The sequence below is a fragment of the Biostraticola tofi genome, assembly GCF_004343195.1.
In the GTDB taxonomy this organism is placed as follows: Bacteria; Pseudomonadota; Gammaproteobacteria; order Enterobacterales; family Enterobacteriaceae; genus Biostraticola; species Biostraticola tofi.
Window position 1 is genome coordinate 780,322 of sequence record NZ_SMCR01000001.1, and the last position, 21,074, is coordinate 801,395.

The following is a 21,074-nucleotide window of genomic DNA, read 5'->3' on the forward strand; positions in this document are numbered from 1 at the left end:
ATGCGCCGCATTATCTCAGACGCCGGCCGTGCAGACCGGGTTGAGCGACTCGCAACCCATCAGGTGAAAGGGCCAATTATATGCAACCTGTCAAAGGTCCCGGCACGCCGGCGAACGGCGTACCTCCCCGCAACCCGACGGCGGCGGCCCTACCCGGCCAGCCGCCCCGCGGGCCGGCGGTCGCGCCCCCGACCATCAGTGGCGGCGATGCCCCGCTGACCAGCGTGCAGCGAACGTCCCTGGAGCGGATGGTGATCCGGATCATGGCACTGACCAACAGCAAGGCGGTCGAGATTTGGGCCGCGCTTCGCCATCAGTTGGGCATTCCTGTCGAAGGCGAGCTGACCGCCAGTCATTTCCAGCCGGCACTGCAGCTGCTGCAAACCCGTCTCGACCTGGCTCGGGACACCCATGCCGGCCGGCAGCTGATGCAGCAGCTTTCCGAACTGCTGACGCAGGGCAATAACCGCCAGGCGGTGAGCGATTATATTCGTCAGCAGTTCGGTCATACGGTGCTCAGTCAGCTTACCGCCGCCGAACTGCGCCAGGTGGTCACCCTGCTGCAGGCCGGAAACTTGGCCATCCCTCATCCGCAGCAGGCTGCCCTGACCGACCGCACGCTGCTGCCGGCCGAGCACCACGCGCTAAACCAGCAGATCACCCGTCTGGCAGCCGCCACCGGTGAATCGCCGGCCACGCTTTGGCAAAGCCTGCTGGCCATGATGGGGCTGAAGGCCGGTGATCCTATCCCGGCGCGTCACTTTACTCTGCTGATGCAGTTCCTGCAGGGGCATGTGACGCTTGCCCAGCAGGCATCCCCGACCCTGGCCACTATTTTGGCGGTGCTGAAACAGCCGACCAATCGCAATGAGCAGCAAGCGGTAGAGGCCTACTGCCAACAGCACTTCAATGCCGGCATCGCCATCCCGCTGAGTTCGACGCAGGTCAGCGCAGTGATGCAGTTCCTGTTTATCTATCGGCTGACGCGCACGCAAAGCCAGCATCAAACACCGGACGCCAGACTGCTGCAGCCGGCAACCAGCCCGCTTATTGATACCGGACAGCCTCATCCAGCGCAGCGTAAACCCCCGGCTTTGTGGCTGGCAGCATTGATAGTGGCGGTAGCGGCAGCATTGTTGGCGCTGCTTATCTAGCTGTTATCGGGATTTTAAAAGCTGCAGGCATAAAAAAACCACCCGCTATAGGGTGGTTTTCTGTTCAGCGCGGCGACATTGGCCGCACGGTCTGGCCATTACTGATAACGGCGCATCACCAATGTGGCATTGGTGCCGCCAAAGCCGAAGCTGTTGGACATCACGGTGGTCAGCGGACGTTCGGTCGGCGCGGTAATCAGGTTCATCCCTTCGGCCTGCGGATCCCGCTCCTCGACATTGATACTCGGGGCAATGAAGTTATGCTCCAGCATCAGCAGAGTATAAATAGCTTCATGTACGCCGGCGGCACCCAGCGAATGACCGGTCATTGCCTTGGTAGATGAAAATGCCGGTTGCTGGTCGCCGAAGGTTTCGCGAATGGCCCACAGTTCCTTCACGTCGCCGACCGGAGTGGAAGTGCCATGAACGTTGATGTAGTCGATTGGCGTATCAACACCGTTCATCGCCATCTTCATGCAGCGAATAGCGCCTTCGCCTGAAGGCGCGACCATGTCGGCGCCGTCCGAATTGGCGCCGTAGCCGACAATCTCAGCATAAATGTGCGCGCCACGGGCCAGGGCGTGTTCCAGCTCTTCGACCACCACGATACCGCCGCCGCCGGCTATCACAAAGCCGTCGCGATTAACGTCATAAGTCCGGGATGCTTTGGACGGCGTATCGTTGTAACGGGTAGACAAGGCACCCATGGCATCGAACTCACAGGCCATTTCCCAGCACAATTCTTCACCGCCGCCGGCAAAGACGACATCCTGTTTGCCAAGCTGGATCATCTCAACCGCGTTACCGATACAATGCGCCGAGGTCGAACAGGCCGAGCTGATGGAGTAATTGATGCCACGGATTTTAAACGGTGTCGCCAGGCAGGCGGATACGCCCGACGCCATGGCCTTGGTCACCATGTAAGGGCCAACGCCGCGCAGGCCGCGAGCGCGCATGCCGTCGGAACCGGCAACCTGATTGCGCGGGGAACCGCCGCCGGAACCGACAATAAGGCCGGTACGGTCATTAGATACCTGGTCATCAGTCAAACCTGAATCTTTGATCGCCTGTTCCATCGACAGATAAGCATATACAGAAGCATCACTCATAAAGCGCGCAATCTTGCGATCAATAAGCCCGGTGGTATCGAGTTTAACGTCACCCCATACATGGCTGCGCATACCAGAATCTTTCAGTTCCTGAGAAAAGGTGATTCCGGAGCGGCCTTGCTGCAGAGAGGCCAGAACTTCTTTCTGGTCGTTACCGATACTCGATACGATCCCCAGGCCGGTAATCACTGCACGTTTCATTTAATACCTCTTGAATTGATATATGAGATTCTGTGACGCACTTTAGCGTACAGTTGTAAGCTGAACAAGTCCGATCAGACAAACTTTGTAAAATTTGCGCCCTTGCTCTTACCCCGTTAAAATCGCCCCACTTCTGGTATTAAGAGCCTATTGCCGTGAATCGCGCCGTTATCAGCCCCGCCACGCTTGATTGGAACGAACAAGGTACACCTGTATCCCGACAGTTTGATGACGTTTATTTCTCCAATCAGTTCGGATTAGAGGAAACTCATTACGTTTTTTTACATTCCAATGGACTGCCGCAACGCTTTAACCCTCATCCTAGGCCGGTATTTCTGGTGGGCGAAAGCGGATTTGGAACCGGACTCAACTTCCTGGTCCTTTGGCAGGCGTTCAATCGCTTCCGGCGCGATAACCCCGGAGCAGAGCTTAAGCGACTGCATTTTATCAGCGTCGAAAAGTACCCTCTCAGCGAGCAAGACCTGGCCAGCGTTCATCGGCAATGGCCGGAACTCGACGATGTTGCCCGCCGGCTTCGAGCGCAGTGGCCGCAGCCGGTTGCCGGCTGCCATCGGCTTATACTCGACCAGGGTGCAGTTACGCTGGACCTGTGGTTTGGCGATATCGCCGAGGTGCTGTCCGAGGTGGATGATAGTCTGTTGGGTAAAATCGATGCCTGGTTCCTGGATGGCTTTGCCCCGTCAAAAAATCCGGCAATGTGGAGCGAGCAGCTATTCAGCGCCATGGCCCGGCTGATGCGGCCCCAGGGCACCTTCGCCACTTTCACCGCCGCCGGTTTTGTGCGCCGGGGGCTGCAGGCGGCGGGATTTACCGTCAACAGGGCCAAGGGCCACGGCCTGAAGCGGCAGATGCTGACCGGCGTCCTCACCGATGGGCCGGCGCCAGAAAACCACGCCCCCTGGTATCGACGACAGCCGGCGTCGCGACCTGAAGAGGTGGCGATTATCGGCGGCGGCATCGCCAGCGCATTAACCGCGCTGGCGTTGCAGCGCCGGGGCAGCGCCGTTACGCTGTACTGTGCCGATTCGCTCCCTGCCCAGGGTGCATCCGGTAATCGGCAAGGCGCGCTGTATCCATTGCTCAATGGCCGGGATGACGCCGTTGGGCGATTTTTTTCGGCGGCGTTCAGTTTTGCCCGCGCAGGATTTCAGCAGTTTAGCGAGCTGGGCCTGGCCTTTGAACACCAGTGGTGTGGGGTCGCCCAGTTGGCCTGGGATGAAAAAAGTCGACGTAAAATTGATGACATTCTCGGCGCAGGCTGGCCTCAGACGCTGGTGCAGGCGACCAGTGAGCAGGCGATGCTCGAGCAGACCGGCGTCAGCACCGGCACCGATGGCGTGACGTATCCGCTGGGGGGCTGGCTTAATCCGGCCCAACTTACCGCCGCCCTGCTTGAACTGGCGCAAGCTCAAGGCGCCGTTCTGCATTATGGCGCCGAGTTGACCAGGCTGACGTCCAACGCCGACGGCTGGCTGTTGGATTTTTCTGGCCGGCCGCAGGCCTGCCACGCCACCCTGGTGCTGGCGAATGGCCATCGACTGCCCCGATTTGAACAGACCCGACCGCTGCCGCTATACAGCGTTCGCGGCCAGGTGAGCCACGTGCCTGCAACGCCAGGCCTTGCCCGGCTCAGGCAGGTGCTGTGCTATGACGGCTACCTGACGCCGGCCAGCCCCGGCTATCAAACCCACTGTATCGGGGCCAGTTATCTTCGGGGAGACGACGGCGTTGACTATCGTGATGAAGAACAGCGGCAGAATCGGGACCGACTTATCGCCTGCCTGCCCGGACAGGATTGGACGGCAGGTATTGATATCAGCCAACGGCATGCCCGCAGCGGCGTGCGGCTGGCGAGCCGCGACCATCTGCCTCTGGTGGGTAATGTGCCGGATTATCAGGCTACTCTACAGGCATATCACCAACTGGACCGGCTTATCAAACGGGACGGCCCAATAGCTGATGCGCCGAGCTATCGGGATTTATTTATGATAGGCGGTTTGGGATCCAGAGGCTTATGCTCTGCCCCGTTGGCGGCGGAAATCCTGGCCGGACAGATGTTTGGCGAGCCTTTGCCGCTCAGCCGGGCGCTTTCTGCCGCCCTCAGCCCACATCGCTTCTGGGTACGTAAACTGCTGAAGGGACGTCCGGTGGTACCGGCCAGAGAAAGATGACCATACCGGCCAAGAGAGCAAGGATGCAAGGATGCAAGGATGCAAGGATGCAAGGATGCGAGTGTGCAAGGATGCGAGTGTGCGATGGAAGGCACCGTTAATATCAACGATGCCGTTCACATCATGCCAAGCCTGCCATCACTCGGTCTGAGCGCGGAGATAAAGGCTTTGCCACATCTGCTGTACCAGCACTTGATCAGGGGGGGAGAGTTCCCCGTTGCCGATAGCTTTATCGATGCTGCCCTGAACCCGCTGATGCAAGGCTTCAAGGCTATGTTCGCCGCTGAGTTCGGTTTCGGCAACCGCCAGGGTCAAATGACCACGCAGGTAGCCGCCGGCAAACAGTTCATCGTCACTGGCATGTTCTACCATGTCATCTATCAACGCCAGAATGCGCGCTTCAAAATCTGTGATCATCAAAAATCCTCTTGTTTGCTGTATCCCCTGCTAACCTAAATCAGCCGGATAAGGGAACTGCTGTCTGTTAAACGGGGGGGTATTGTAGAACGAATGCAACCCATTGATAAAGATAGCTGCGCGCTCAGGAATGCCCTGTTCTAAATAGTGCATCAACCGGGCATGTACTTTTCGCTGAAAGGCGATGCGATCGGGTTCACAGCTGCCATTGAGATTATCGCAGCTCACATTGAAGGGGAAGCCTGCCGCCACGCAAAAAAGCCATTCAAGAGCCTGCGGTTTGATTTCAACATCCTCAAACTGGTGCTGGGTCACTTGGTCCCTGCCGTCCGGACAATACCAGTAGCCAAAATCCACCAGCAGACGTCGACGCGCCCCGGCAATGCACCAGTGAGATATTTCGTGCAGTGCGCTGGCATAATAGCCATGCGCAAACACAATCCGGTGATAAGGGAGATTATCATCAGCAGGTAAATAAATGGGCTCATCATCACCCTTAATCAAACGGGTATTAAGGCTTTGGGCAAAACAGCCATCAAATAGGGCGATAAGCTGCTGATAGTGGTGTTGTTCAGACATAGCTTCAGTAGTGACTCACGCTAGAAAAGTATAAAACCAGTGGCTGATGGCGGCGCCGTGATTGTCATAAACCAGTTTGATGCTCATTACCAGGGAGACGATAACGATCATCGGCCGGATAAGCCGCTGGCCTTTTTCCAATACCATTCGCGCGCCGATCCGAGCGCCGATAATCTGCCCGGCGAGCATCACCAGGCCAACCACCCAGACGACTTTACCGGACAAGATAAACAGCAGCAGACCGCCGAGATTGGAGGTAAAGTTCAGCACCTTGGCATGAGCGGTGGATTTGGCCAGGTTGAAGCCACTCAACGTCACATAAGCCAGGGCGTAAAATGATCCGGCGCCAGGGCCGAAAAAACCGTCATAAAAACCGACACCGCCGCCCGCAATCAGAGCAAATCCCAGGCCGCCGAGCCGGTTTTGCCGATCTTCCTCGCCAATTCGCGGCATAACCAGGAAATAGACGCCAATGCCGATAACCAGCAGCGGCAACGCCTGGCGCAATAGGCCAGCATCAAGATGCTGGATAAGGATCGCGCCGGCCATGGATCCGACCAAGGTCAATGCGATATTCAGCTTTTGATCATTGAGATCCACCGCTTTACGGCGAACGAAATACAGACTGGACGAGAATGCGCCGCCCACTCCCTGCAGCTTATTGGTGGCCAGCGCCTGAGCCGGCGGCAGGCCAGCCGCCAGCAAAGCGGGCACTGTCAGCAGACCGCCGCCGCCGGCGATGGCATCGATAAAACCGGCCAGCAGCGCCACCAAAAACAGTACCAGCAATATCAGCGGCGAAAGAGTTAACCATTCCATTTCTTATCCAATGAACATGTCGAGCAGCAAAACGGCCGGCCAGCGGATACATCAAACGCCGGCCCGCCGGAAAATCCGTCGGCCGGCAACTCAAGGCTCGATCAGATGCCGGTCAAGCAGCGCCTGGCAGGATCGCGGCAGCGGTGGAGGCGGCTTTTTAGCAGGCGAGCCCGAGCCAGGTTTAGCCGGTTGGAACCAGCTCTGCAGCTCTGTCCCACAGCCATCCCCTGCCGGTACCGGCGCCTGTTCTACGCATTCCAGGCTGCTGGGCGGACAACGTAGACGCACGTGCATGTGCGCCCGATGGCCAAACCAGGGCCTGACCTTTTGCAGCCATTGCCTGTCGCTGCCTGCACTGGCGCACAGCTGCTGCTTGATTGCCGGATTAACAAATATACGCGTCACTTCATCATCCTGGGCCGCCAGCTTTATCAGCATGCCAAGCGCCGGCTTCCACTGGCGGGCGGAAATATCTCGGCCGTTGGCGGCAACCAGATCAATAGGTTGAGGCTTGAGCAACTGGGCTGCACTCCAGCGGCTTTTGGGTAACTGCAGCCAGATATCAACATCCAGGCCCGACTGATGGCTGGCATGTCCGCTGCTAAACCGTCCGCCGGCCGGCATCGCCATGTCGCCGACCAGCAATTCACCCAGTCCCAGGTGAGTTACCTGGTTGCTCAGTCGATGGATAAACATCAACAAATCAGGATGACCATAGTAGCGCCGTTGATCCGGACGCAGGATTTGATAATTGGCCCCCTGCAGCGGCAACGGTTCTGCCCCGACGACACAGCCATTGGCAAACTCGCCAATCGCCTGGGCGCTGCCCGCCACCGGATGGGTGATTTTCTGCCACGGCGATGGCGCCGCCAGTGCAAAAGACGATATCAGCAGTGCCGTCAGGCCCGCAATCCATTGACGCATGAATTCATTCCACCCTTGATGAAGGGGATACTCCACCGCACTGGGCGCGCTGGCGCAGCAGGTGATCCAGCAGCACGATAGCCATCATGGCTTCGGCAATCGGCACCGCCCTGATACCGACACAGGGATCATGTCGACCGCGGGTGACCATGTCGACCGCTTCGCCCTGACGATTAATGGTGCGGCCAGGCACCATAATGCTTGAGGTCGGCTTGAGCGCCAGGTGGGCGATCACCGGCTGGCCACTGCTGATGCCCCCCAGAATGCCCCCCGCATGATTGCTGGCAAACCCTTCCGGCAGAATTTCATCCCGGTTCTCGCTGCCGCGTTTGGTGACTACCGCAAAGCCGTCGCCAATCTCAACCCCTTTGACCGCGTTGATGCTCATCAGCGCATGGGCTATATCCGCATCCAGGCGATCGAACACCGGCTCGCCAAGCCCGGCGGGCAGATTTTCTGCAATGACCGTCACTTTAGCGCCGATCGAATCACCGTCTTTTTTCAAGTTACGCATCAACGTATCCAGAGCCTCGAGCTTATCGGGATCAGGACAGAAGAAGGGGTTTTGCTCTACCTGGTCCCAGTCTTTCAGTTCGCAGCTGACATCCCCTATCTGGGCCAGATAGCCGCGAACGGTAACGCCATAGAGGCTGGCCAGGTATTTTTTGGCTATAGCGCCGGCCGCCACGCGCATCGCGGTTTCCCTGGCCGATGAACGGCCGCCGCCGCGATAATCGCGTATGCCGTATTTTTTCTGGTAGGTAAAATCGGCATGGCCGGGGCGGTATACCTCTTTGATAGCACCGTAATCCTGGGAACGCTGGTCGGTATTTTCGACCAGCAGCCCGATGCTGGTGCCGGTAGTGACGCCCTCGAACACCCCAGACAGAATACGAACCTCGTCGGGTTCGCGCCGTTGAGTGGTGTAGCGCGATGTCCCAGGACGCCGCCGGTCCAGGTCATGCTGCAAGTCCGCCTCGGTAAGGGGAATGCCCGGCGGAACACCATCGACAATACAGCCCAGCGCCACCCCGTGGGACTCACCGAAGGTGGTCACCCGAAAAAACTGACCAATACTGTTCCCTGCCATCAGGACTCCTTTACCTACTTGATAAATTTTCAGGACTGCAAAGCTGCAGATGTCTCGCCGCCGGGACATAAAACCACGGCGGCGGTTTGCCAGACTCAGTCGCGGTAGAGCTCAAAGGCTTTACTGCAGGCCAGCAGTTGGCTACGCGTAAGCATAAATACCCCATCGCCGCCGTTTTCAAAATTCAGCCACTTAAACGGTATTTCGGGGTAGCTCTCCGTCAGGTGCACCATGCTGTTGCCCACTTCGCAGATAAGCACCCCATCGTCGCTAAGATAATCCGGCGCACTGGCCAGGATACGCCTGACCAGTTTCAGGCCATCGCTGCCGGCCGCCAGTCCCAGTACCGGCTCGGCATGAAACTCCTCAGGCAGGTCGCCCATATCTTCTTCATCGACATAAGGCGGATTTGTCACGATCAGATCATAGCGCAGCGCCGGCAGATCGCGGAACAGATCAGAGCGCAGTGGCGTTACCTGATGCTCCAGGTGATGGGCCTGAATGTTATGTTCAGCTACCGCCAGCACATCAGCGGAAATATCCACCGCATCCACCTCGGCCTCAGGGAAAGCAAACGCACTGGCAATAGCGATACAGCCACTGCCGGTACACATATCCAGAATGAGCGACGGCGGCGAGGGCAGCAGGTCGCGGAAACGGTCGATTATCAATTCGCCAATCGGCGAACGGGGAATCAGCACTCGCTCATCGACAAAAAACTCCAGTCCGCAAAACCAGGCTTTGTTGGTCAGGTATGGCACCGGTATGCGTTCATTGACCCGCCTGACCACCCGTTCGACAATGCGATAGCGCTCACTGGACGTCAAGCGGGACTGATGCATCTCGGACGGGAGATCCAGCGGCAGATAGAGGCTGGGCAGTACCAGTTGCATTGCCTCGTCCCACGGATTGTCCGTACCGTGACCGTAATACAGTTCAGCGGCATTAAAACGGCTGACGGTCCAGCGCAGCATATCCTGAATGGTATGCATCTCAGCTACCGCTTCATCTATAAAAATTTTGTCCAATCGGCCCTCCGCAGGCACTGTGCTAATGTTTCCTGGTGACTAGTTTGCCATGAAGCGCCAGACAAAGCAGCATCCTCCGCGTCGTCAACCGGGCATGACGGAGACATTTTTTCGCATCGGGTCGGCATCTCAGGGTAAACTCACGTCTAAACCACAGATGAACAGCGATAACAGAGCGGAGAATGAAGAACAGATACAAACTCGGTGAGGATGACCGTCACCTGTTTCGCGAGTCAATCGCCGGCGCCCGCCCCCTGGTGCAGGATAAAATTGCGCCCCCCAAGCCCAAACTTAAAAAGCCGGTGCCGCCCACCCGTCGATTGATTCAGGAGCAGGTAGACGCCAGCTTTTATTTTTCTGATGAATTTCAGCCACTGCTGAGCGATGAGGGACCGGCGCGCTATGTCCGGCCAGATGTCAGTCAATATGAGGTGAAGAAGCTCAGGCGGGGTGATTATACGCCTGAGCTGTTTCTTGATCTGCATGGGTTGACCCAGGCGCAGGCCAAGCAGGAACTGGGCGCGTTGATTGCCGCCTGCCGCAGAGAACATGTGCACTGCGCCTGCGTGATGCATGGTCACGGCAAACATATTCTCAAGCAGCAGACCCCGTTGTGGCTGGCCCAACATCCCGATGTGCAGGGCTTTCACCAGGCTCCCAAACCGTTCGGCGGCGATGCCGCACTGCTGGTGCTGATCGGCCTGGAAGAATAGTATCAGGCCCGGGCGGTTAACTGGGCCGGGCCAACCTGCCAATGCAGTTTGCCCTTGCCGCTGGCGCTGTCCAGTTCGACGCAGGCAACAGCTGAGGTAGAAAACATCGGCGGCTGCTCGTCAGGACATAAATCCGCCACCAGATAGCCGACCAGCGGCAGATGGGAAATGACCAGCACAGATTCAAGTCCTTCATTGGCCAGCGTCTGCAGATAGCAGCACACCAGATCCGTATCGCCGCCGGGCGTCAGTTCAGGCAATACTTCTTCCCCATCAGGCAGCACCAGCTCGCTGCGCACCACGGCAAGCGTCTGCTGAGCACGGAGATACGGACTGACCAGAACTCTGTCGGTATCCGCCACCTGCGTATTCAGCCAGCTCGCCATTTGTCGGGATTCATCCTGGCCGCGCAGGGTCAAGGGCCGTTCCGCATCGCTGGCTGCGTCTGGCGCAGCGTCGCCGTGCCGCATTATTAAAACTTGCATAGTACACCAAAGTTGTTTGACTGAACGCGCAGCTGAAAAAGCCATCATGAGTTTATTATCCTACCCCCATCAGGCAGTAATAACAGCTCCGGACAAGGGTAATTAAACCTCTGCTCCAGGCGTTCGCGTCAAGAAAGCATGAATAAAACGCTGTTTTTTACATCAATACCCGTGGCGGAGTCAACAGATAGAGTAGGTTTACACCCGGGCATCAGCGAATTTGCGGTCTTGGTTCGGCCGAAAGCCTGCCGTGCCTGCTTTGCAGGTCAGCATCTGGCTATGGATTTAAGACAACGCTATTATCTAAAGGTGCAGATGAGGGGACAGGCTTATTAACGTAGAGCGCAGGTCACATGGAGCGCAGGCCGGGGTTAACCTACCGCGCTGGCCCGGCCTGCGTATATTTTATAGCGAATAGCGGATTAACGCAGTCCCAACTGGAAAATAAGGGTTTCCGCCTGGCAGCTGAAGGTGAAATCGGCATTCAGCACCACGCCGCCGTCGGCAGGATCAATCCGGCTCTCAATCAGGCACGGATCTGACTCCACCGCCCGGGCTTTATCGGTCAGACCGGCCAGCATCTCTTCTGCCTGATGACGTTTTTCAAACGTCTTGCTGAACGATGCTTTGCAGTCTTCATTATCGATAATAGTGCCGACATCGACGCAACAGCAGGCTGCTGTTTCCTGGGCGCTGCATTTATTCAGTGAATTAGCCATGATAATTTCCTCTCCGGTATGACCGGTATGACAAATTTATTCGAACACAAAGTTGCTATGGTTATTATACGCCCGCATCGCCTGCGTTAACAGTTTTTACTGGGCGATCGACCCTTTAAGTCACGGAAAAATAGAGAAAAGTTAACGGGGCTGGTTAAACATATCCTGCTGGTTATCAATGTAACCAGCAGGTTAATTTCGCTCGGCCGCAGCCAGCCGGGCTGAGCCAAGCTCGCCAGCGCAGGCAGTCGAGTCAGCGCTTACTCGGCATCGATATCGTTCAGATCGCCCTGAATCAGCTGTGCATTGGGATTATCCTGCGGTGTCAGCGTACCGTCGCTGGCCAGGAAGTCATGGCGCTGGAAATAAGCCGCCCGGACCATGGCATACGGATCGGATGAGTTATGCAATATCGCATCGGAGTCGAGCAGTTGCGCCCGGGTTTCAATCCCCTCAATAACCCATTTACCGGCCGACATCCACCAGGTCAGATAGCTCAGTACCGGATAGAGGCCATCTACCGCGCCGCCGATATCTTCGCGCGGGGTAAAACTGCCGTAACCTGGCAGTTCCACATAAGGTCCGTAACCCACGCCATAATTACCCAGGGTACTGCCGAATCGACGGCTCTCTTCCTTGGCCAGTTTCGGGTTCGCCATGCTGGCCACATCGATAAGTCCGCCCATACCCAGCAGGGTATTCAGGAAAAAGCGGTTGAAATGGATCATTGCTTTGTAGGGCTTGCCCTCGACGAAATAGTTGACCATCGTGGCCGGCTCTTCGAGGTTGCTGAAAAAATTGCTCAGCCCGTTTCGGGCCGGGGTCGGCACATAATCGCGCCATGCTACCGCTACCGGACGGAGCACATAGGGGTCCAGCAGATTGTAGTTGAAATTAAACATCGTCCGGTTAAACCCTTCCAGCGGGTCTGAACGCCCTTCTGGAGAGTCGGCGTTATGACTGGCACATCCCAAAAGCAATACACTGGCCAGTGCTACACCTGACAGGCGGTAGTTCATTATTCAGCTCCATTTTTATTTTTTATGCGTTCTATTGGGATACTTGCCGATCTATCTGCACTTGAATTCGATCGCCATCGTTAAAATCCTGCAAGGCACTTTCACCATACCATTCTCCCGCCTCTGGCTCTGCGCGGCCGTCAGACGAAATTCTTACACGTACTTTTACCTGCTTCTGCGCAGAAAGCAAACGTTCGGGTAGCATGGCATCACTGTCATCTAACGACAACGATAACGGAAAGCGGCTTAATGGCAAAGATTTTACCGCAACCGGCGTTGAACTCATGCCGTCGGTCACCGAAACCAGAACCCGGCCCGGCCGCGGCAGATGATATTCAATACCGGGCAGCAACGAGACCTGCAGGTTGAGCCGGGTCATTTTCTGTCCCGATAGCTGGCGGGCGCGGAGCAGGGCCTGGCGTATGTCAACAGCGTGGCTGTCTTGGGTTGGCAAGCGGTCCAGCACCTGCTGCCACAATGCGATGGCCTGCGGATAATTTTCAGCGGTATATTCACCATATGCCAGCAGACTCATGGCCTGCAGGTTGCCAGGACGATCGGCCACCAAACGCCTTAATAACTGGATTCCCTGCTGGTTATCACCGGCGTCATTGGAACGTATAAGCACCTGGGCATAGTCCAGTGTGACCGCCGCATCGTCCGGGTTGAGCTGCCAGGCGCGTTCAAAAGCACCGCTCGCGGTGGCTACGTCATTCATCACCACGCCGATCCGGCCAAGGATTAACCAATCGGCTTTGTTTTCAGGTTGCGTGAGCAGCCCGGCGCGCAAGCCGATAGCGAAGCGGGCCAGCTCAGCGGCAGAAAGCTGGGGAGCCTTGGCATCCATGATGCGCATCCGCAGTGCCGGCATTTCGCTAACCGTTTGTTGCCAGGCGAGCTGTTTAGCGGCGCCCCCTGTCAACAGGTACAGACCGGCTGTGACCGCCAGTAATACGATGATGCCTGGCGTCAACAGCCAGAGAGATAGGGGCCTGACAGCCGGTACGGCATCCGGGGGGACATCTGACAGTAAGGCCTGGCGCAGCTCCAGAATATGCTCATTTCGATGGTCGACCACCCCTTCGGCTTCATCATGAGCCAGTTCATCCAACCGGTGCTGATAAAACCGGGTGTTCAATGTGTCACGCGTGACCGGGCTGATCGGATGCCGCCCCCGTCGCCAGGCCGGCAGGATAAATAACGCGCAAGCGCCCACCAACAGCGTAAGACCAAACAGCGCTGATGCGATCATGGTTTTTTCTCTTCTGTTTCAGCCAGCAGTTGATTAAGCCGCTGCTGTTCCGGTACTGACAGTGACGCCGTGTTGCGGCCAGTGCGTTTCACTGCCCGGGCGATCACCAGATAAGCGCCCACCAGGATGAAAATCAGCGGTCCGGCCCAGAGGATGAGCGTCAAAGGATTGAGCGGTGGCTGATAGGTAACGAAATTGCCGTAGCGCGCCACCATATAATCGATGATTTCCTGGCGACTTTTGCCTTGCTGCATCAATTGGTAAACTTTGGCTCGCATATCGCCGGCAATGATGGCGTTAGAATCGGCAATACTGTTGTTCTGACATTTGGGACAGCGCAGCTGTTCGGTTAATTGCCGATACTGCTGCTCCTGATCAATGCTCTGAAACGAGTAAGTATCGATTGACGCAGCGGCACCGCCGCTCAGGACGGCGCTCAGCAGCAGTACCCGCCAGATGCCAGTTTTCATAACCCGGCCTCTCGGGCGTATTTTTCATACAGCGGACGAACTTCTTGCAGCCATACCGTTTCGTTTAAATCACCGGCATGGCGATAGCGGATGATGCCATGACCATCGATCAGGAAGGTTTCAGGCGCGCCATAGACTCCCAGGTCCAGTCCCAGCATACCGCTGCCATCGTAAAGACTGAGGGCATAAGGGTTGCCCAGGCTATTGAGCCAGGCGACCGCTTTTTGTCTGTCATCTTTGTAATTCAGTCCGATGACTCTTACTCCTTGTGCCGCCAGGCTATTGAGATATTGATGCTCGGCGCGGCAAGTTGGACACCAGGTAGCCCACACATTCAGCAATACCGGTTTGCCGTTGTGTAATACTGATTGATCAAAGGTTTTGCCGGGGACGTCCAGTGATTCCAACCTGAATAGCGGTACCGGCTTGCCTATCAGCGCCGATTCCAGCCGGGTGGGGTCATCCCCATCGGCATTGCGCGTCAGTTGGAGGATAAAGATGCCGGCTAAAGCCAGAAACAGCACCAAGGGAATATACAGCCACTTTTTGGTCATATCGCCGGTCCTCCTGTCGACAGACGACGCTGCTTACCTGCGCGGTAGCGAGGATCGCAAATACAGCAAAGGCCGCCGACCGCCATGAATAACCCTCCCAGCCAAATCCAGCGAACAAATGGCTTGTAATACAGCCGGACCGCCCAGGCATTACCGTCAAGCGGTTCGCCCAGCGCGGCATAGAGATCGCGAGTCAGGCCACCGCTGATAGCGGCTTCAGTCATCCAGGTGCGGGTCACGCTGTAATAACGCTTTTCTGCACGCAGCGTCGCCTCGGGCTTGCCCTGGCGGGTGACATCCAGCAGGGCTGCAGTACCAGAATAATTAGCGCCGTTAAGCGTTTGCAGGGCGCGGAACACAAAATGATAGCTGCCTATATCCACCTGGTCGCCGGGCTGCATCCTGACATCGCGTTCAATACTGTAATTCTGGCTGAAGGCAATACCGATAACCGTCACCGCCACGCCCAGATGTCCCAGGGCCATGCCCCAGTGGCTGGGCGTCAGTTGCCCCAGGCCGCGCCAGAAACTGTAGCGGTGCGTCGCCCGTTCATGGATCTCGATAAAGGTCAGGATCACCACCCACAGCGACATCATCAGGCCGACCACCGTCATAGCGCGGATTTCATTGCCCAGCAGCCAAGGCAGTAACAAGGACAGCACCAGGGTTAACGCCATGGCAATCGCCAGGCGTTTAAGCTGTTTGCCCAGAAAATCGCGCCGCCAGCGTATCAGCGGCGCAATACCGAGCAACAGAGCAAAAGGCGCCATCAGCAGACTGAACAGGGTATTGAAGTAAGGCTCGCCGATAGAAATGCTGCCCATGCCCAATTGCTTATGGATTAATGGCAGCAAGGTACCCAGCAGGACGACCAGCATAGCAGCTATCAGCAGGATATTATTGCCCAGTAAAAAGGTCTCTCGTGAAAACACCTCATTGCGCGCCCGGCTGCGCACCTGCCCACCTTTAATGGCATACAGCAGCAACGACCCCCCGATCACCAGTACCAGGAAAGCCAAAATAAACATCCCCCTGGCCGGATCGGAGGCAAAGGAGTGCACCGAGACCAGCACCCCCGATCTCACTAAAAAGGTGCCCAACAGGCAAAGGGAAAAGGCGGCGATCGCCAGCAGAACCGTCCAGGCTTTAAACGTGCCGCGTTTCTCGGTGACCGCCAGCGAATGCAGCAAAGCGGTGCCGGTCAGCCAAGGCATAAAAGACGCGTTCTCAACCGGATCCCAGAACCACCACCCTCCCCACCCCAGTTCATAATAGGCCCAGGCGGAGCCGAGAACGATGCCCAGCGTTAGAAAGATCCAGGCCGCCTGCGTCCAGGGTCGCGACCACCGGGCCCAGGCGGTATCCAGCCGACCGGCGATAAGCGAGGCGATAGAGAACGAAAAGGCAACCGAGAATCCGACATAGCCCATATACAGCAACGGCGGATGGAAAATCAGACCGATATCCTGCAGCACCGGGTTCAAATCCTGTCCATCGATTGGAATAAACGGCAAATTGCGACTGAAGGGGTTGGACGTCAGCAGGATAAATGCCAGGAACCCGGCATTTATCATTCCCATCACCGCCAGTACCCGGGCTATGGCCTCATCCGGCATGGCGCGGCTGAACAGCGCCACCGCCAGCGTCCAGACGCTGAGCAGCAGCACCCAGAGCAGTAGCGAGCCCTCATGGGCGCCCCAGGTAGCGGCGATGCGGTAATAAACCGGCAAACGGCTGTTGGAGTTATTGGCCACATAGGCTACGGAAAAGTCATTGACCACAAAGGCCCATACCAAACAAATAAATGCCCCGGCGATAGTGATAAATACACCGTATGCCAGTGGCCTGGCCGTCGCCATCAGCCGGATGTCCTGGCGCGCAGCCCCCCACAGCGGATAACTGCTGAGCAGCAGAGCAAGGCCGGTGCCCAGACACAATAAAAAATTACCCAGTTCAGGTATCAAAGCTGTCCCTCTTTTTCGGTCGTGGCAAGCGTATCGACGGTGCGAGGTTGCGATTTCATGGCATTGGCAACTTCAGGCGGCGTATAGTTTTCATCATGTTTTGCCAGCACTTCACGGGCTATCACCACATGGCCGGCACCGAGCACACCTTGCGCGACCACGCCCTGACCTTCTCGGAACAAGTCCGGTAAAATGCCTTCATAACTGACCCCGATTGCCCCAACGGCATCGTAGATTTTAAAGCTCACTTTCAAGGTCTGGGGATCCCGCCTGACTGAACCAGGCATCACCATGCCGCCGATACGCAGCCGCTGGCCGACGGTCGGCATTGCGTGCCCTTCGCCTTTGCCCTGCAGAATTTCACTCGGGGTATAAAACAGATCAATATTGGTTCTCAGGGCATACAGCACCAGGGCGCAGGTCACAGCCAATCCCAGCAGAATCACCAGCACCAGATAAAGCCGACTCTTACGACGAGGATTCACTGCGCTTTACTCCGTCTGTCCGCCGAGCCGTCACTGACATCAGCAGCGGCTTTGCGACGCCCCATCCGTTCGGCACGTCCGGCCTCCCGCTGTATCTCCTGCAGCAGATGACGATGATACCAGCAAGTATGCACCACCAGTCCAAGCAACGATAACAGCGCAGCGGCGGTCGCCAGCCAGATATAAAATGCATAACCGCCCATGGCGAAAAAGGCGGTCCAGGAAGTAAACGCCGGCGTCATTTGTTACGCTCCTCAGGTTTGATTAACGCCGCCCAGGGGCGATGGCGCTCCTGCAGCAAGATAAGATTGCGCAGCCTGGCGAGGGTAAGAGTAACAAACACCAGCAGATAACCGACAATGGCCCAGCGCAAGGGTGTACGCATTGAAGGATCGATACTTTGCTGCATATTGGTCGATCCCTGATGCAGCGTGTTCCACCATTGGACTGAAAAATGAATGATCGGAATATTGACCACCCCGACCAGGATCAGAATGCCGGCGGCCCTGCCGGCCAGACGGCGATCTTCAAAGGCGTTGTACAGCGCCATGACGCCCAGATAGAGGAACAGCAGCACCAGTTCGGAGGTCAGGCGAGCATCCCATACCCACCAGGTGCCCCACATGGGTTTTCCCCAGGCGGCACCGGTGATTAGCGCGATAAACGTAAAAACTGCGCCAATCGGCGCCATGGCCGCGGCAGTCAAATCGGCCATTTTCATTTGCCAGACCAGACCGATGAATGCGGCAATCGCCATCGCAGCATAAATCCCCATGGACCACATAGCGGCAGGCACATGCAGGTACATAATGCGCACGCTGTTCCCCTGCTGGTAATCCGGCGGGGCAAAGCCAAATCCCCACCCCCAGCCAAGCAGCAGCGACAGCACGGCGGCAACAGCAAACCAGGGTAGCAGCCGGCCACAGAGCCGGTAAAGTGCCTGGGGTCTGGCCCATTGATGAAGTGTTTTCCACATGATCGTCAGTTGCTCACATTCAACAGATTAAAAAGGCAGCGGCCGGCAGCATTACTGCAGGCTGATGCGCAATGCCGCAGCGGCGGCAAAGGGTGTCAGCGTCAGGCTGCCCGCCAGCAGCGCCCCCAGAATCGCCAGATAGCCATCGACCGGTAGTCCCAGTGAGGCATTATCGATAGCCGCGGTGGCAAAAATCAGTACCGGCACAAACAGCGGCAGCAGCAGTAGACTCAGTAGCACCCCGCCTTTGCGCAGGCCTACCGTCAATCCAGCACCGATGGCCCCCAACAGGCTCAGCGTCGGCGTGCCGAGCAGCAGCGTGAGGGCCATCGTCCACCAGGTGGTCAGATCGAGCGAAAGAAACAGCGCCGCCAGCGGCGAGAGCAGCAGCAATGGCAGGCCAGTCACCAGCCAGTGGGCGCAAACCTTGGCCAGTACCGTTATCGGCATTGGCTGGGGCAGCAGCAGCAGTTGCTCAAGGGATCCATCAAGCCGGTCTTCCTGGAACAGCCTTTCCAGCGACAGCAGGCAGGCCAGCAAAGCGGCCACCCAGATAATGCCCGGGGCAATGCGCCTGAGAATCGCCGGGTCCGGTCCTATCGCCAGTGGGAACAGCGTCACCACCATCAGAAAAAACCATAATGGATTGAGGATCTCGCTGCGATTGCGGCGGGCCAGCAGCAATTCCCGACGGACTATCAGCCAGAACACGCCATCGCCTCCATCGCCGACAGATCAAGTTTCCTGACCGGCACGCCACAGTCGGGCAGCGGCTGATGGGTCGTCAGCAGCACCATCCCCCCGGCCCTGCAGTGGCGGCCGAACAGCGCGGCCAAAGCCAAGACGCCATCACAGTCAATGGCCGTCAGGGGCTCATCAAGGATCCACAGCGGGGCGGCACTCAGCCACAGGCGAGCCAACGCTACCCGCCGCTGTTGTCCGGCCGAAAGCTGACCTGCCGGCAGTTCTTCGAGTCCCAGCAGTCCTACCTGCTCAAGCGCCAGCCAGAGCGAGGCATCAGAACCGCCACCCCCCTGTAACGCCTGATAAAAGCTGAGATTCTCCAGCGGTGTGAGCCGTTGCTTCAGGCCGGCCTGATGACCGATATACAGTAATTGGCGGTAGTAAGCCTGCCGTTGATTGAGTATCGGCTGATGCTGCCAAAGCACCCTGCCCATATCAGGTTCAGCCAGACCGGCCAGAATGCGTAACAGGGAAGTTTTGCCTGCGCCATTGGGGCCTGCCAGCTGCACGATCTCACCGGGAGACAACTGTAGCTCAAGCTTCGCAAAGAGGGTGCGATTATCACGGATACAGGCCAGATTTTCAGTTGCCAGCATTGGAAGCTCAACTCACTATTTGATAGGCAGCGCATCATAACATAGGTGACTTATCTCACACACTCAGGGTGGGCATAAGTCTTAAGTCCTATTAAGCAAGGGGGTATTAGATCAATTTACCGACCAGATAGCCAGCGAGGTTAAGATTTTGTTACGCATTGGCGGTCACGGTGACAATTTTGGTTATTAATCACTCGACCGGTGTACTGGCAGCAGTTTTCTTTCCTGACAGTTTAAAACCCCGCTACGCTTAGGTTAAATCGGCGCTTAGCGCTTTGAATACAGGGGTAAACCGATGGGAAAATCAGCCGGCCAACAAGATACGCGCCATTCCACTCGCGATTCCGAGGTAAAAGTGGACAGCGAGGAGAGTGAACAGGGGCGTGAGATAGAAGTAGAGGAGGAAAACCTCCCCTCTCCCGCCGCAGCCATTCATGAAGAGATCCGCCAGGAAGGCGAAAAGGAGCTTGAGCGTGATAGCCAGGCCCTGCTGTGGTCAGCGGTTGCCGCCGGGCTGTCGATGGGCGCGTCACTGATGGCTAAAGGCATCTTTCACGCCAAACTGCCAGAAGGTCCAATCGGGTTCTTTTTAGAAAACATCGGCTATACCTTCGGCTTTATCATTGTCATTATGGCTCGCCAACAGCTGTTCACTGAAAATACCCTGACAGCTGTGCTGCCCATTATGCATAAGCCGACCGGTCACAACTTTCTGATTTTGCTGCGTCTCTGGGGCGTGGTACTGCTGGGCAATATCATCGGTACTGCGCTCGCCGCCCTGGGATTTATTCATCTGCCGGTGTTTGATGAACAAACGCGTCAGGCCTTTATCACCCTGTCTGAAGAGGTGATGTCTAATAGTGCCTATGAAATGTTTGCCAATGGCTTGATATCAGGGTGGATTATTGCTTCGATGGTCTGGATGATGCCCTCATCGGGAGCTGGAAAGCTGATTGTCATCATCCTGATGACCTATCTGGTGGGTATCGGCGATCTCACGCACATCGTCGTCGGCTCGGTCGAGATCCTTTATCTGGTTTTTAACGGCAATATCCCGTGGTATGAATTCTTTTACCCTTTCGCGGCGCCTACCCTGGCCGGCAATATTGTCGGCGGTACCTTTATCTTTGCCTTGCTTAGCCATGCGCAGATACGTAACGACCTTAGCAAGGCGCGCAAGGAAGAGGCAAAAAAACTGCTTAATAAAGGTCATACTGGCACGCAGGACGGGCCCTGCGCCTAAGCCGCCAGATTCCGCCTTAAGGGGATTAATCAGCAGAGGCTGCAGGGCTCTCGCTGATAATTATTGCCTGATTGTCGATAGATTGACCAATCAGGCTGACCAGTGCTTATATTTGGGGGCAAATCAGGTATAATCACCGCCGCTTGACCAGTCTCCGTAGTTAAACGGATATAACAAGCCCCTCCTAAGGGCTAGTTACAGGTTCGATTCCTGTCGGGGACACCATAATCTCATTACCTGCCATCACCTCACATTACCGAAATCCCCGCCCAACAAGCCCTTCACGCTAAATCACGTTACCTGACATTACCCAAAATCCATTGACAGCACCAAACTTTTGC

The 21,074-nt window shown here is 56.7% G+C and carries 23 protein-coding genes and 1 tRNA gene; 5 read left to right on the forward strand and 19 right to left on the reverse strand.

All coding sequences use genetic code 11. The annotated features are described in order from the left end of the window. Positions 1-80: 80 nt before the first annotated feature. Positions 81-1,154, forward strand: coding sequence for a flagella biosynthesis regulator Flk (flk, locus tag EDC52_RS03415; protein WP_131863915.1), 1,074 nt, complete (start codon positions 81-83; stop codon positions 1,152-1,154). 98 nt (positions 1,155-1,252) lie between these two features. On the opposite strand, the gene fabB is transcribed toward flk, so the two are convergent. Continuing rightward, positions 1,253-2,464 carry a beta-ketoacyl-ACP synthase I gene (fabB, locus tag EDC52_RS03420; protein ID WP_131863916.1) on the reverse strand — a complete coding sequence of 404 codons (1,212 nt, stop codon included), beginning with the start codon at positions 2,462-2,464 and terminating at the stop codon, positions 1,253-1,255. A gap of 155 nt (positions 2,465-2,619) precedes the next feature. Here fabB and mnmC point away from each other — a divergent pair, with 155 nt between their 5' ends. Beyond that, complete coding sequence (gene mnmC / locus EDC52_RS03425; RefSeq protein WP_131863917.1) at positions 2,620-4,656, forward strand: bifunctional tRNA (5-methylaminomethyl-2-thiouridine)(34)-methyltransferase MnmD/FAD-dependent 5-carboxymethylaminomethyl-2-thiouridine(34) oxidoreductase MnmC; 2,037 nt, start codon at positions 2,620-2,622, stop codon at positions 4,654-4,656. Between the two features lie 138 nt (positions 4,657-4,794). Here the strand turns inward: mnmC and EDC52_RS03430 are convergent, their stop codons facing one another. From EDC52_RS03430 to prmB, 6 genes are all read right to left on the reverse strand, one after another. Continuing rightward, on the reverse strand, positions 4,795-5,073 hold the full coding sequence (locus EDC52_RS03430; protein WP_131863918.1) for a YfcL family protein: 279 nt from the start codon (positions 5,071-5,073) through the stop codon (positions 4,795-4,797). A 30-nt stretch (positions 5,074-5,103) separates the two neighbouring features. Then, a complete protein-coding gene (locus tag EDC52_RS03435; RefSeq protein ID WP_131863919.1) occupies positions 5,104-5,652 on the reverse strand; it encodes an elongation factor P hydroxylase in 549 nt (182 codons plus the stop codon). 15 nt (positions 5,653-5,667) lie between these two features. After that, entirely contained in the window at positions 5,668-6,471 is an 804-nt protein-coding gene (locus tag EDC52_RS03440) for a sulfite exporter TauE/SafE family protein (protein ID WP_131863920.1), read from the reverse strand. A gap of 90 nt (positions 6,472-6,561) precedes the next feature. After that, a complete protein-coding gene (gene mepA / locus EDC52_RS03445) occupies positions 6,562-7,395 on the reverse strand; it encodes a penicillin-insensitive murein endopeptidase (RefSeq protein WP_131863921.1) in 834 nt (277 codons plus the stop codon). A 4-nt stretch (positions 7,396-7,399) separates the two neighbouring features. After that, the gene (gene aroC, locus EDC52_RS03450; protein ID WP_131863922.1) at positions 7,400-8,485 is read right to left on the reverse strand and encodes a chorismate synthase; all 1,086 of its coding nucleotides are present in this window, start codon (positions 8,483-8,485) and stop codon (positions 7,400-7,402) included. A 95-nt stretch (positions 8,486-8,580) separates the two neighbouring features. After that, a complete protein-coding gene (gene prmB / locus EDC52_RS03455; protein WP_131863923.1) occupies positions 8,581-9,513 on the reverse strand; it encodes a 50S ribosomal protein L3 N(5)-glutamine methyltransferase in 933 nt (310 codons plus the stop codon). A 182-nt stretch (positions 9,514-9,695) separates the two neighbouring features. Here prmB and smrB point away from each other — a divergent pair, with 182 nt between their 5' ends. Continuing rightward, positions 9,696-10,226 carry an endonuclease SmrB gene (gene smrB / locus EDC52_RS03460; RefSeq protein WP_131863924.1) on the forward strand — a complete coding sequence of 177 codons (531 nt, stop codon included), beginning with the start codon at positions 9,696-9,698 and terminating at the stop codon, positions 10,224-10,226. Between the two features lie 2 nt (positions 10,227-10,228). Here the strand turns inward: smrB and sixA are convergent, their stop codons facing one another. From sixA to ccmA, 12 genes are all read right to left on the reverse strand, one after another. After that, positions 10,229-10,711 carry a phosphohistidine phosphatase SixA gene (sixA, locus tag EDC52_RS03465; RefSeq protein ID WP_131863925.1) on the reverse strand — a complete coding sequence of 161 codons (483 nt, stop codon included), beginning with the start codon at positions 10,709-10,711 and terminating at the stop codon, positions 10,229-10,231. 422 nt (positions 10,712-11,133) lie between these two features. Continuing rightward, the gene (locus EDC52_RS03475; RefSeq protein ID WP_131863927.1) at positions 11,134-11,430 is read right to left on the reverse strand and encodes a YfcZ/YiiS family protein; all 297 of its coding nucleotides are present in this window, start codon (positions 11,428-11,430) and stop codon (positions 11,134-11,136) included. Between the two features lie 260 nt (positions 11,431-11,690). Then, positions 11,691-12,449, reverse strand: coding sequence for a phospholipid-binding lipoprotein MlaA (gene mlaA, locus EDC52_RS03480; protein ID WP_131863928.1), 759 nt, complete (start codon positions 12,447-12,449; stop codon positions 11,691-11,693). Positions 12,450-12,480: 31 nt separating this feature from the next. After that, complete coding sequence (ccmI, locus tag EDC52_RS03485) at positions 12,481-13,701, reverse strand: c-type cytochrome biogenesis protein CcmI (RefSeq protein WP_131863929.1); 1,221 nt, start codon at positions 13,699-13,701, stop codon at positions 12,481-12,483. Next, positions 13,698-14,171, reverse strand: a complete 474-nt coding sequence (locus EDC52_RS03490) for a cytochrome c-type biogenesis protein (RefSeq protein WP_131863930.1) — start codon at positions 14,169-14,171, stop codon at positions 13,698-13,700. Before EDC52_RS03490 ends, ccmI begins: the two co-directional genes overlap by 4 nt. Beyond that, positions 14,168-14,725, reverse strand: a complete 558-nt coding sequence (locus EDC52_RS03495; protein ID WP_131863931.1) for a DsbE family thiol:disulfide interchange protein — start codon at positions 14,723-14,725, stop codon at positions 14,168-14,170. The genes EDC52_RS03490 and EDC52_RS03495 overlap by 4 nt, the downstream gene beginning before the upstream one ends. Further along, positions 14,722-16,689, reverse strand: a complete 1,968-nt coding sequence (locus EDC52_RS03500) for a heme lyase CcmF/NrfE family subunit (RefSeq protein ID WP_131863932.1) — start codon at positions 16,687-16,689, stop codon at positions 14,722-14,724. Before EDC52_RS03500 ends, EDC52_RS03495 begins: the two co-directional genes overlap by 4 nt. After that, complete coding sequence (gene ccmE, locus EDC52_RS03505; protein WP_131863933.1) at positions 16,686-17,174, reverse strand: cytochrome c maturation protein CcmE; 489 nt, start codon at positions 17,172-17,174, stop codon at positions 16,686-16,688. The genes EDC52_RS03500 and ccmE overlap by 4 nt, the downstream gene beginning before the upstream one ends. After that, positions 17,171-17,416, reverse strand: coding sequence for a heme exporter protein CcmD (ccmD, locus tag EDC52_RS03510; RefSeq protein ID WP_131863934.1), 246 nt, complete (start codon positions 17,414-17,416; stop codon positions 17,171-17,173). The genes ccmE and ccmD overlap by 4 nt, the downstream gene beginning before the upstream one ends. Continuing rightward, the gene (locus tag EDC52_RS03515; protein ID WP_131863935.1) at positions 17,413-18,150 is read right to left on the reverse strand and encodes a heme ABC transporter permease; all 738 of its coding nucleotides are present in this window, start codon (positions 18,148-18,150) and stop codon (positions 17,413-17,415) included. The genes ccmD and EDC52_RS03515 overlap by 4 nt, the downstream gene beginning before the upstream one ends. A gap of 51 nt (positions 18,151-18,201) precedes the next feature. Continuing rightward, positions 18,202-18,861, reverse strand: a complete 660-nt coding sequence (gene ccmB / locus EDC52_RS03520) for a heme exporter protein CcmB (protein ID WP_131863936.1) — start codon at positions 18,859-18,861, stop codon at positions 18,202-18,204. Beyond that, a complete protein-coding gene (gene ccmA, locus EDC52_RS03525) occupies positions 18,849-19,490 on the reverse strand; it encodes a cytochrome c biogenesis heme-transporting ATPase CcmA (RefSeq protein ID WP_131863937.1) in 642 nt (213 codons plus the stop codon). The genes ccmB and ccmA overlap by 13 nt, the downstream gene beginning before the upstream one ends. A gap of 295 nt (positions 19,491-19,785) precedes the next feature. Between ccmA and EDC52_RS03530 the strand changes: the two genes are divergently transcribed. Both EDC52_RS03530 and EDC52_RS03535 read left to right on the forward strand, forming a co-directional pair. Then, complete coding sequence (locus EDC52_RS03530) at positions 19,786-20,733, forward strand: formate/nitrite transporter family protein (RefSeq protein WP_131863938.1); 948 nt, start codon at positions 19,786-19,788, stop codon at positions 20,731-20,733. Between the two features lie 150 nt (positions 20,734-20,883). Continuing rightward, positions 20,884-20,958 (forward strand) — tRNA-Arg (locus EDC52_RS03535). Positions 20,959-21,074 lie beyond the last annotated feature (116 nt).

Excerpts from the sequence above, each read along its gene's own strand:
- EDC52_RS03440 (WP_131863920.1), bottom strand. The coding sequence starts at position 6,471 with ATGGAATGGTTAACTCTTTCGCCGCTGATATTGCTGGTACTGTTTTTG.
- mepA (WP_131863921.1), bottom strand. The coding sequence starts at position 7,395 with ATGCGTCAATGGATTGCGGGCCTGACGGCACTGCTGATATCGTCTTTT.
- EDC52_RS03430 (WP_131863918.1), bottom strand. The coding sequence starts at position 5,073 with ATGATCACAGATTTTGAAGCGCGCATTCTGGCGTTGATAGATGACATG.
- ccmI (WP_131863929.1), bottom strand. The coding sequence starts at position 13,701 with ATGATCGCATCAGCGCTGTTTGGTCTTACGCTGTTGGTGGGCGCTTGC.
- ccmA (WP_131863937.1), bottom strand. The coding sequence starts at position 19,490 with ATGCTGGCAACTGAAAATCTGGCCTGTATCCGTGATAATCGCACCCTC.
- EDC52_RS03475 (WP_131863927.1), bottom strand. The coding sequence starts at position 11,430 with ATGGCTAATTCACTGAATAAATGCAGCGCCCAGGAAACAGCAGCCTGC.
- EDC52_RS03490 (WP_131863930.1), bottom strand. The coding sequence starts at position 14,171 with ATGAAAACTGGCATCTGGCGGGTACTGCTGCTGAGCGCCGTCCTGAGC.
- ccmD (WP_131863934.1), bottom strand. The coding sequence starts at position 17,416 with ATGACGCCGGCGTTTACTTCCTGGACCGCCTTTTTCGCCATGGGCGGT.
- mlaA (WP_131863928.1), bottom strand. The coding sequence starts at position 12,449 with ATGAACTACCGCCTGTCAGGTGTAGCACTGGCCAGTGTATTGCTTTTG.
- flk (WP_131863915.1), top strand. The coding sequence starts at position 81 with ATGCAACCTGTCAAAGGTCCCGGCACGCCGGCGAACGGCGTACCTCCC.
- EDC52_RS03515 (WP_131863935.1), bottom strand. The coding sequence starts at position 18,150 with ATGTGGAAAACACTTCATCAATGGGCCAGACCCCAGGCACTTTACCGG.
- EDC52_RS03495 (WP_131863931.1), bottom strand. The coding sequence starts at position 14,725 with ATGACCAAAAAGTGGCTGTATATTCCCTTGGTGCTGTTTCTGGCTTTA.
- EDC52_RS03530 (WP_131863938.1), top strand. The coding sequence starts at position 19,786 with ATGGGAAAATCAGCCGGCCAACAAGATACGCGCCATTCCACTCGCGAT.
- sixA (WP_131863925.1), bottom strand. The coding sequence starts at position 10,711 with ATGCAAGTTTTAATAATGCGGCACGGCGACGCTGCGCCAGACGCAGCC.
- aroC (WP_131863922.1), bottom strand. The coding sequence starts at position 8,485 with ATGGCAGGGAACAGTATTGGTCAGTTTTTTCGGGTGACCACCTTCGGT.
- fabB (WP_131863916.1), bottom strand. The coding sequence starts at position 2,464 with ATGAAACGTGCAGTGATTACCGGCCTGGGGATCGTATCGAGTATCGGT.
- smrB (WP_131863924.1), top strand. The coding sequence starts at position 9,696 with ATGAAGAACAGATACAAACTCGGTGAGGATGACCGTCACCTGTTTCGC.
- EDC52_RS03435 (WP_131863919.1), bottom strand. The coding sequence starts at position 5,652 with ATGTCTGAACAACACCACTATCAGCAGCTTATCGCCCTATTTGATGGC.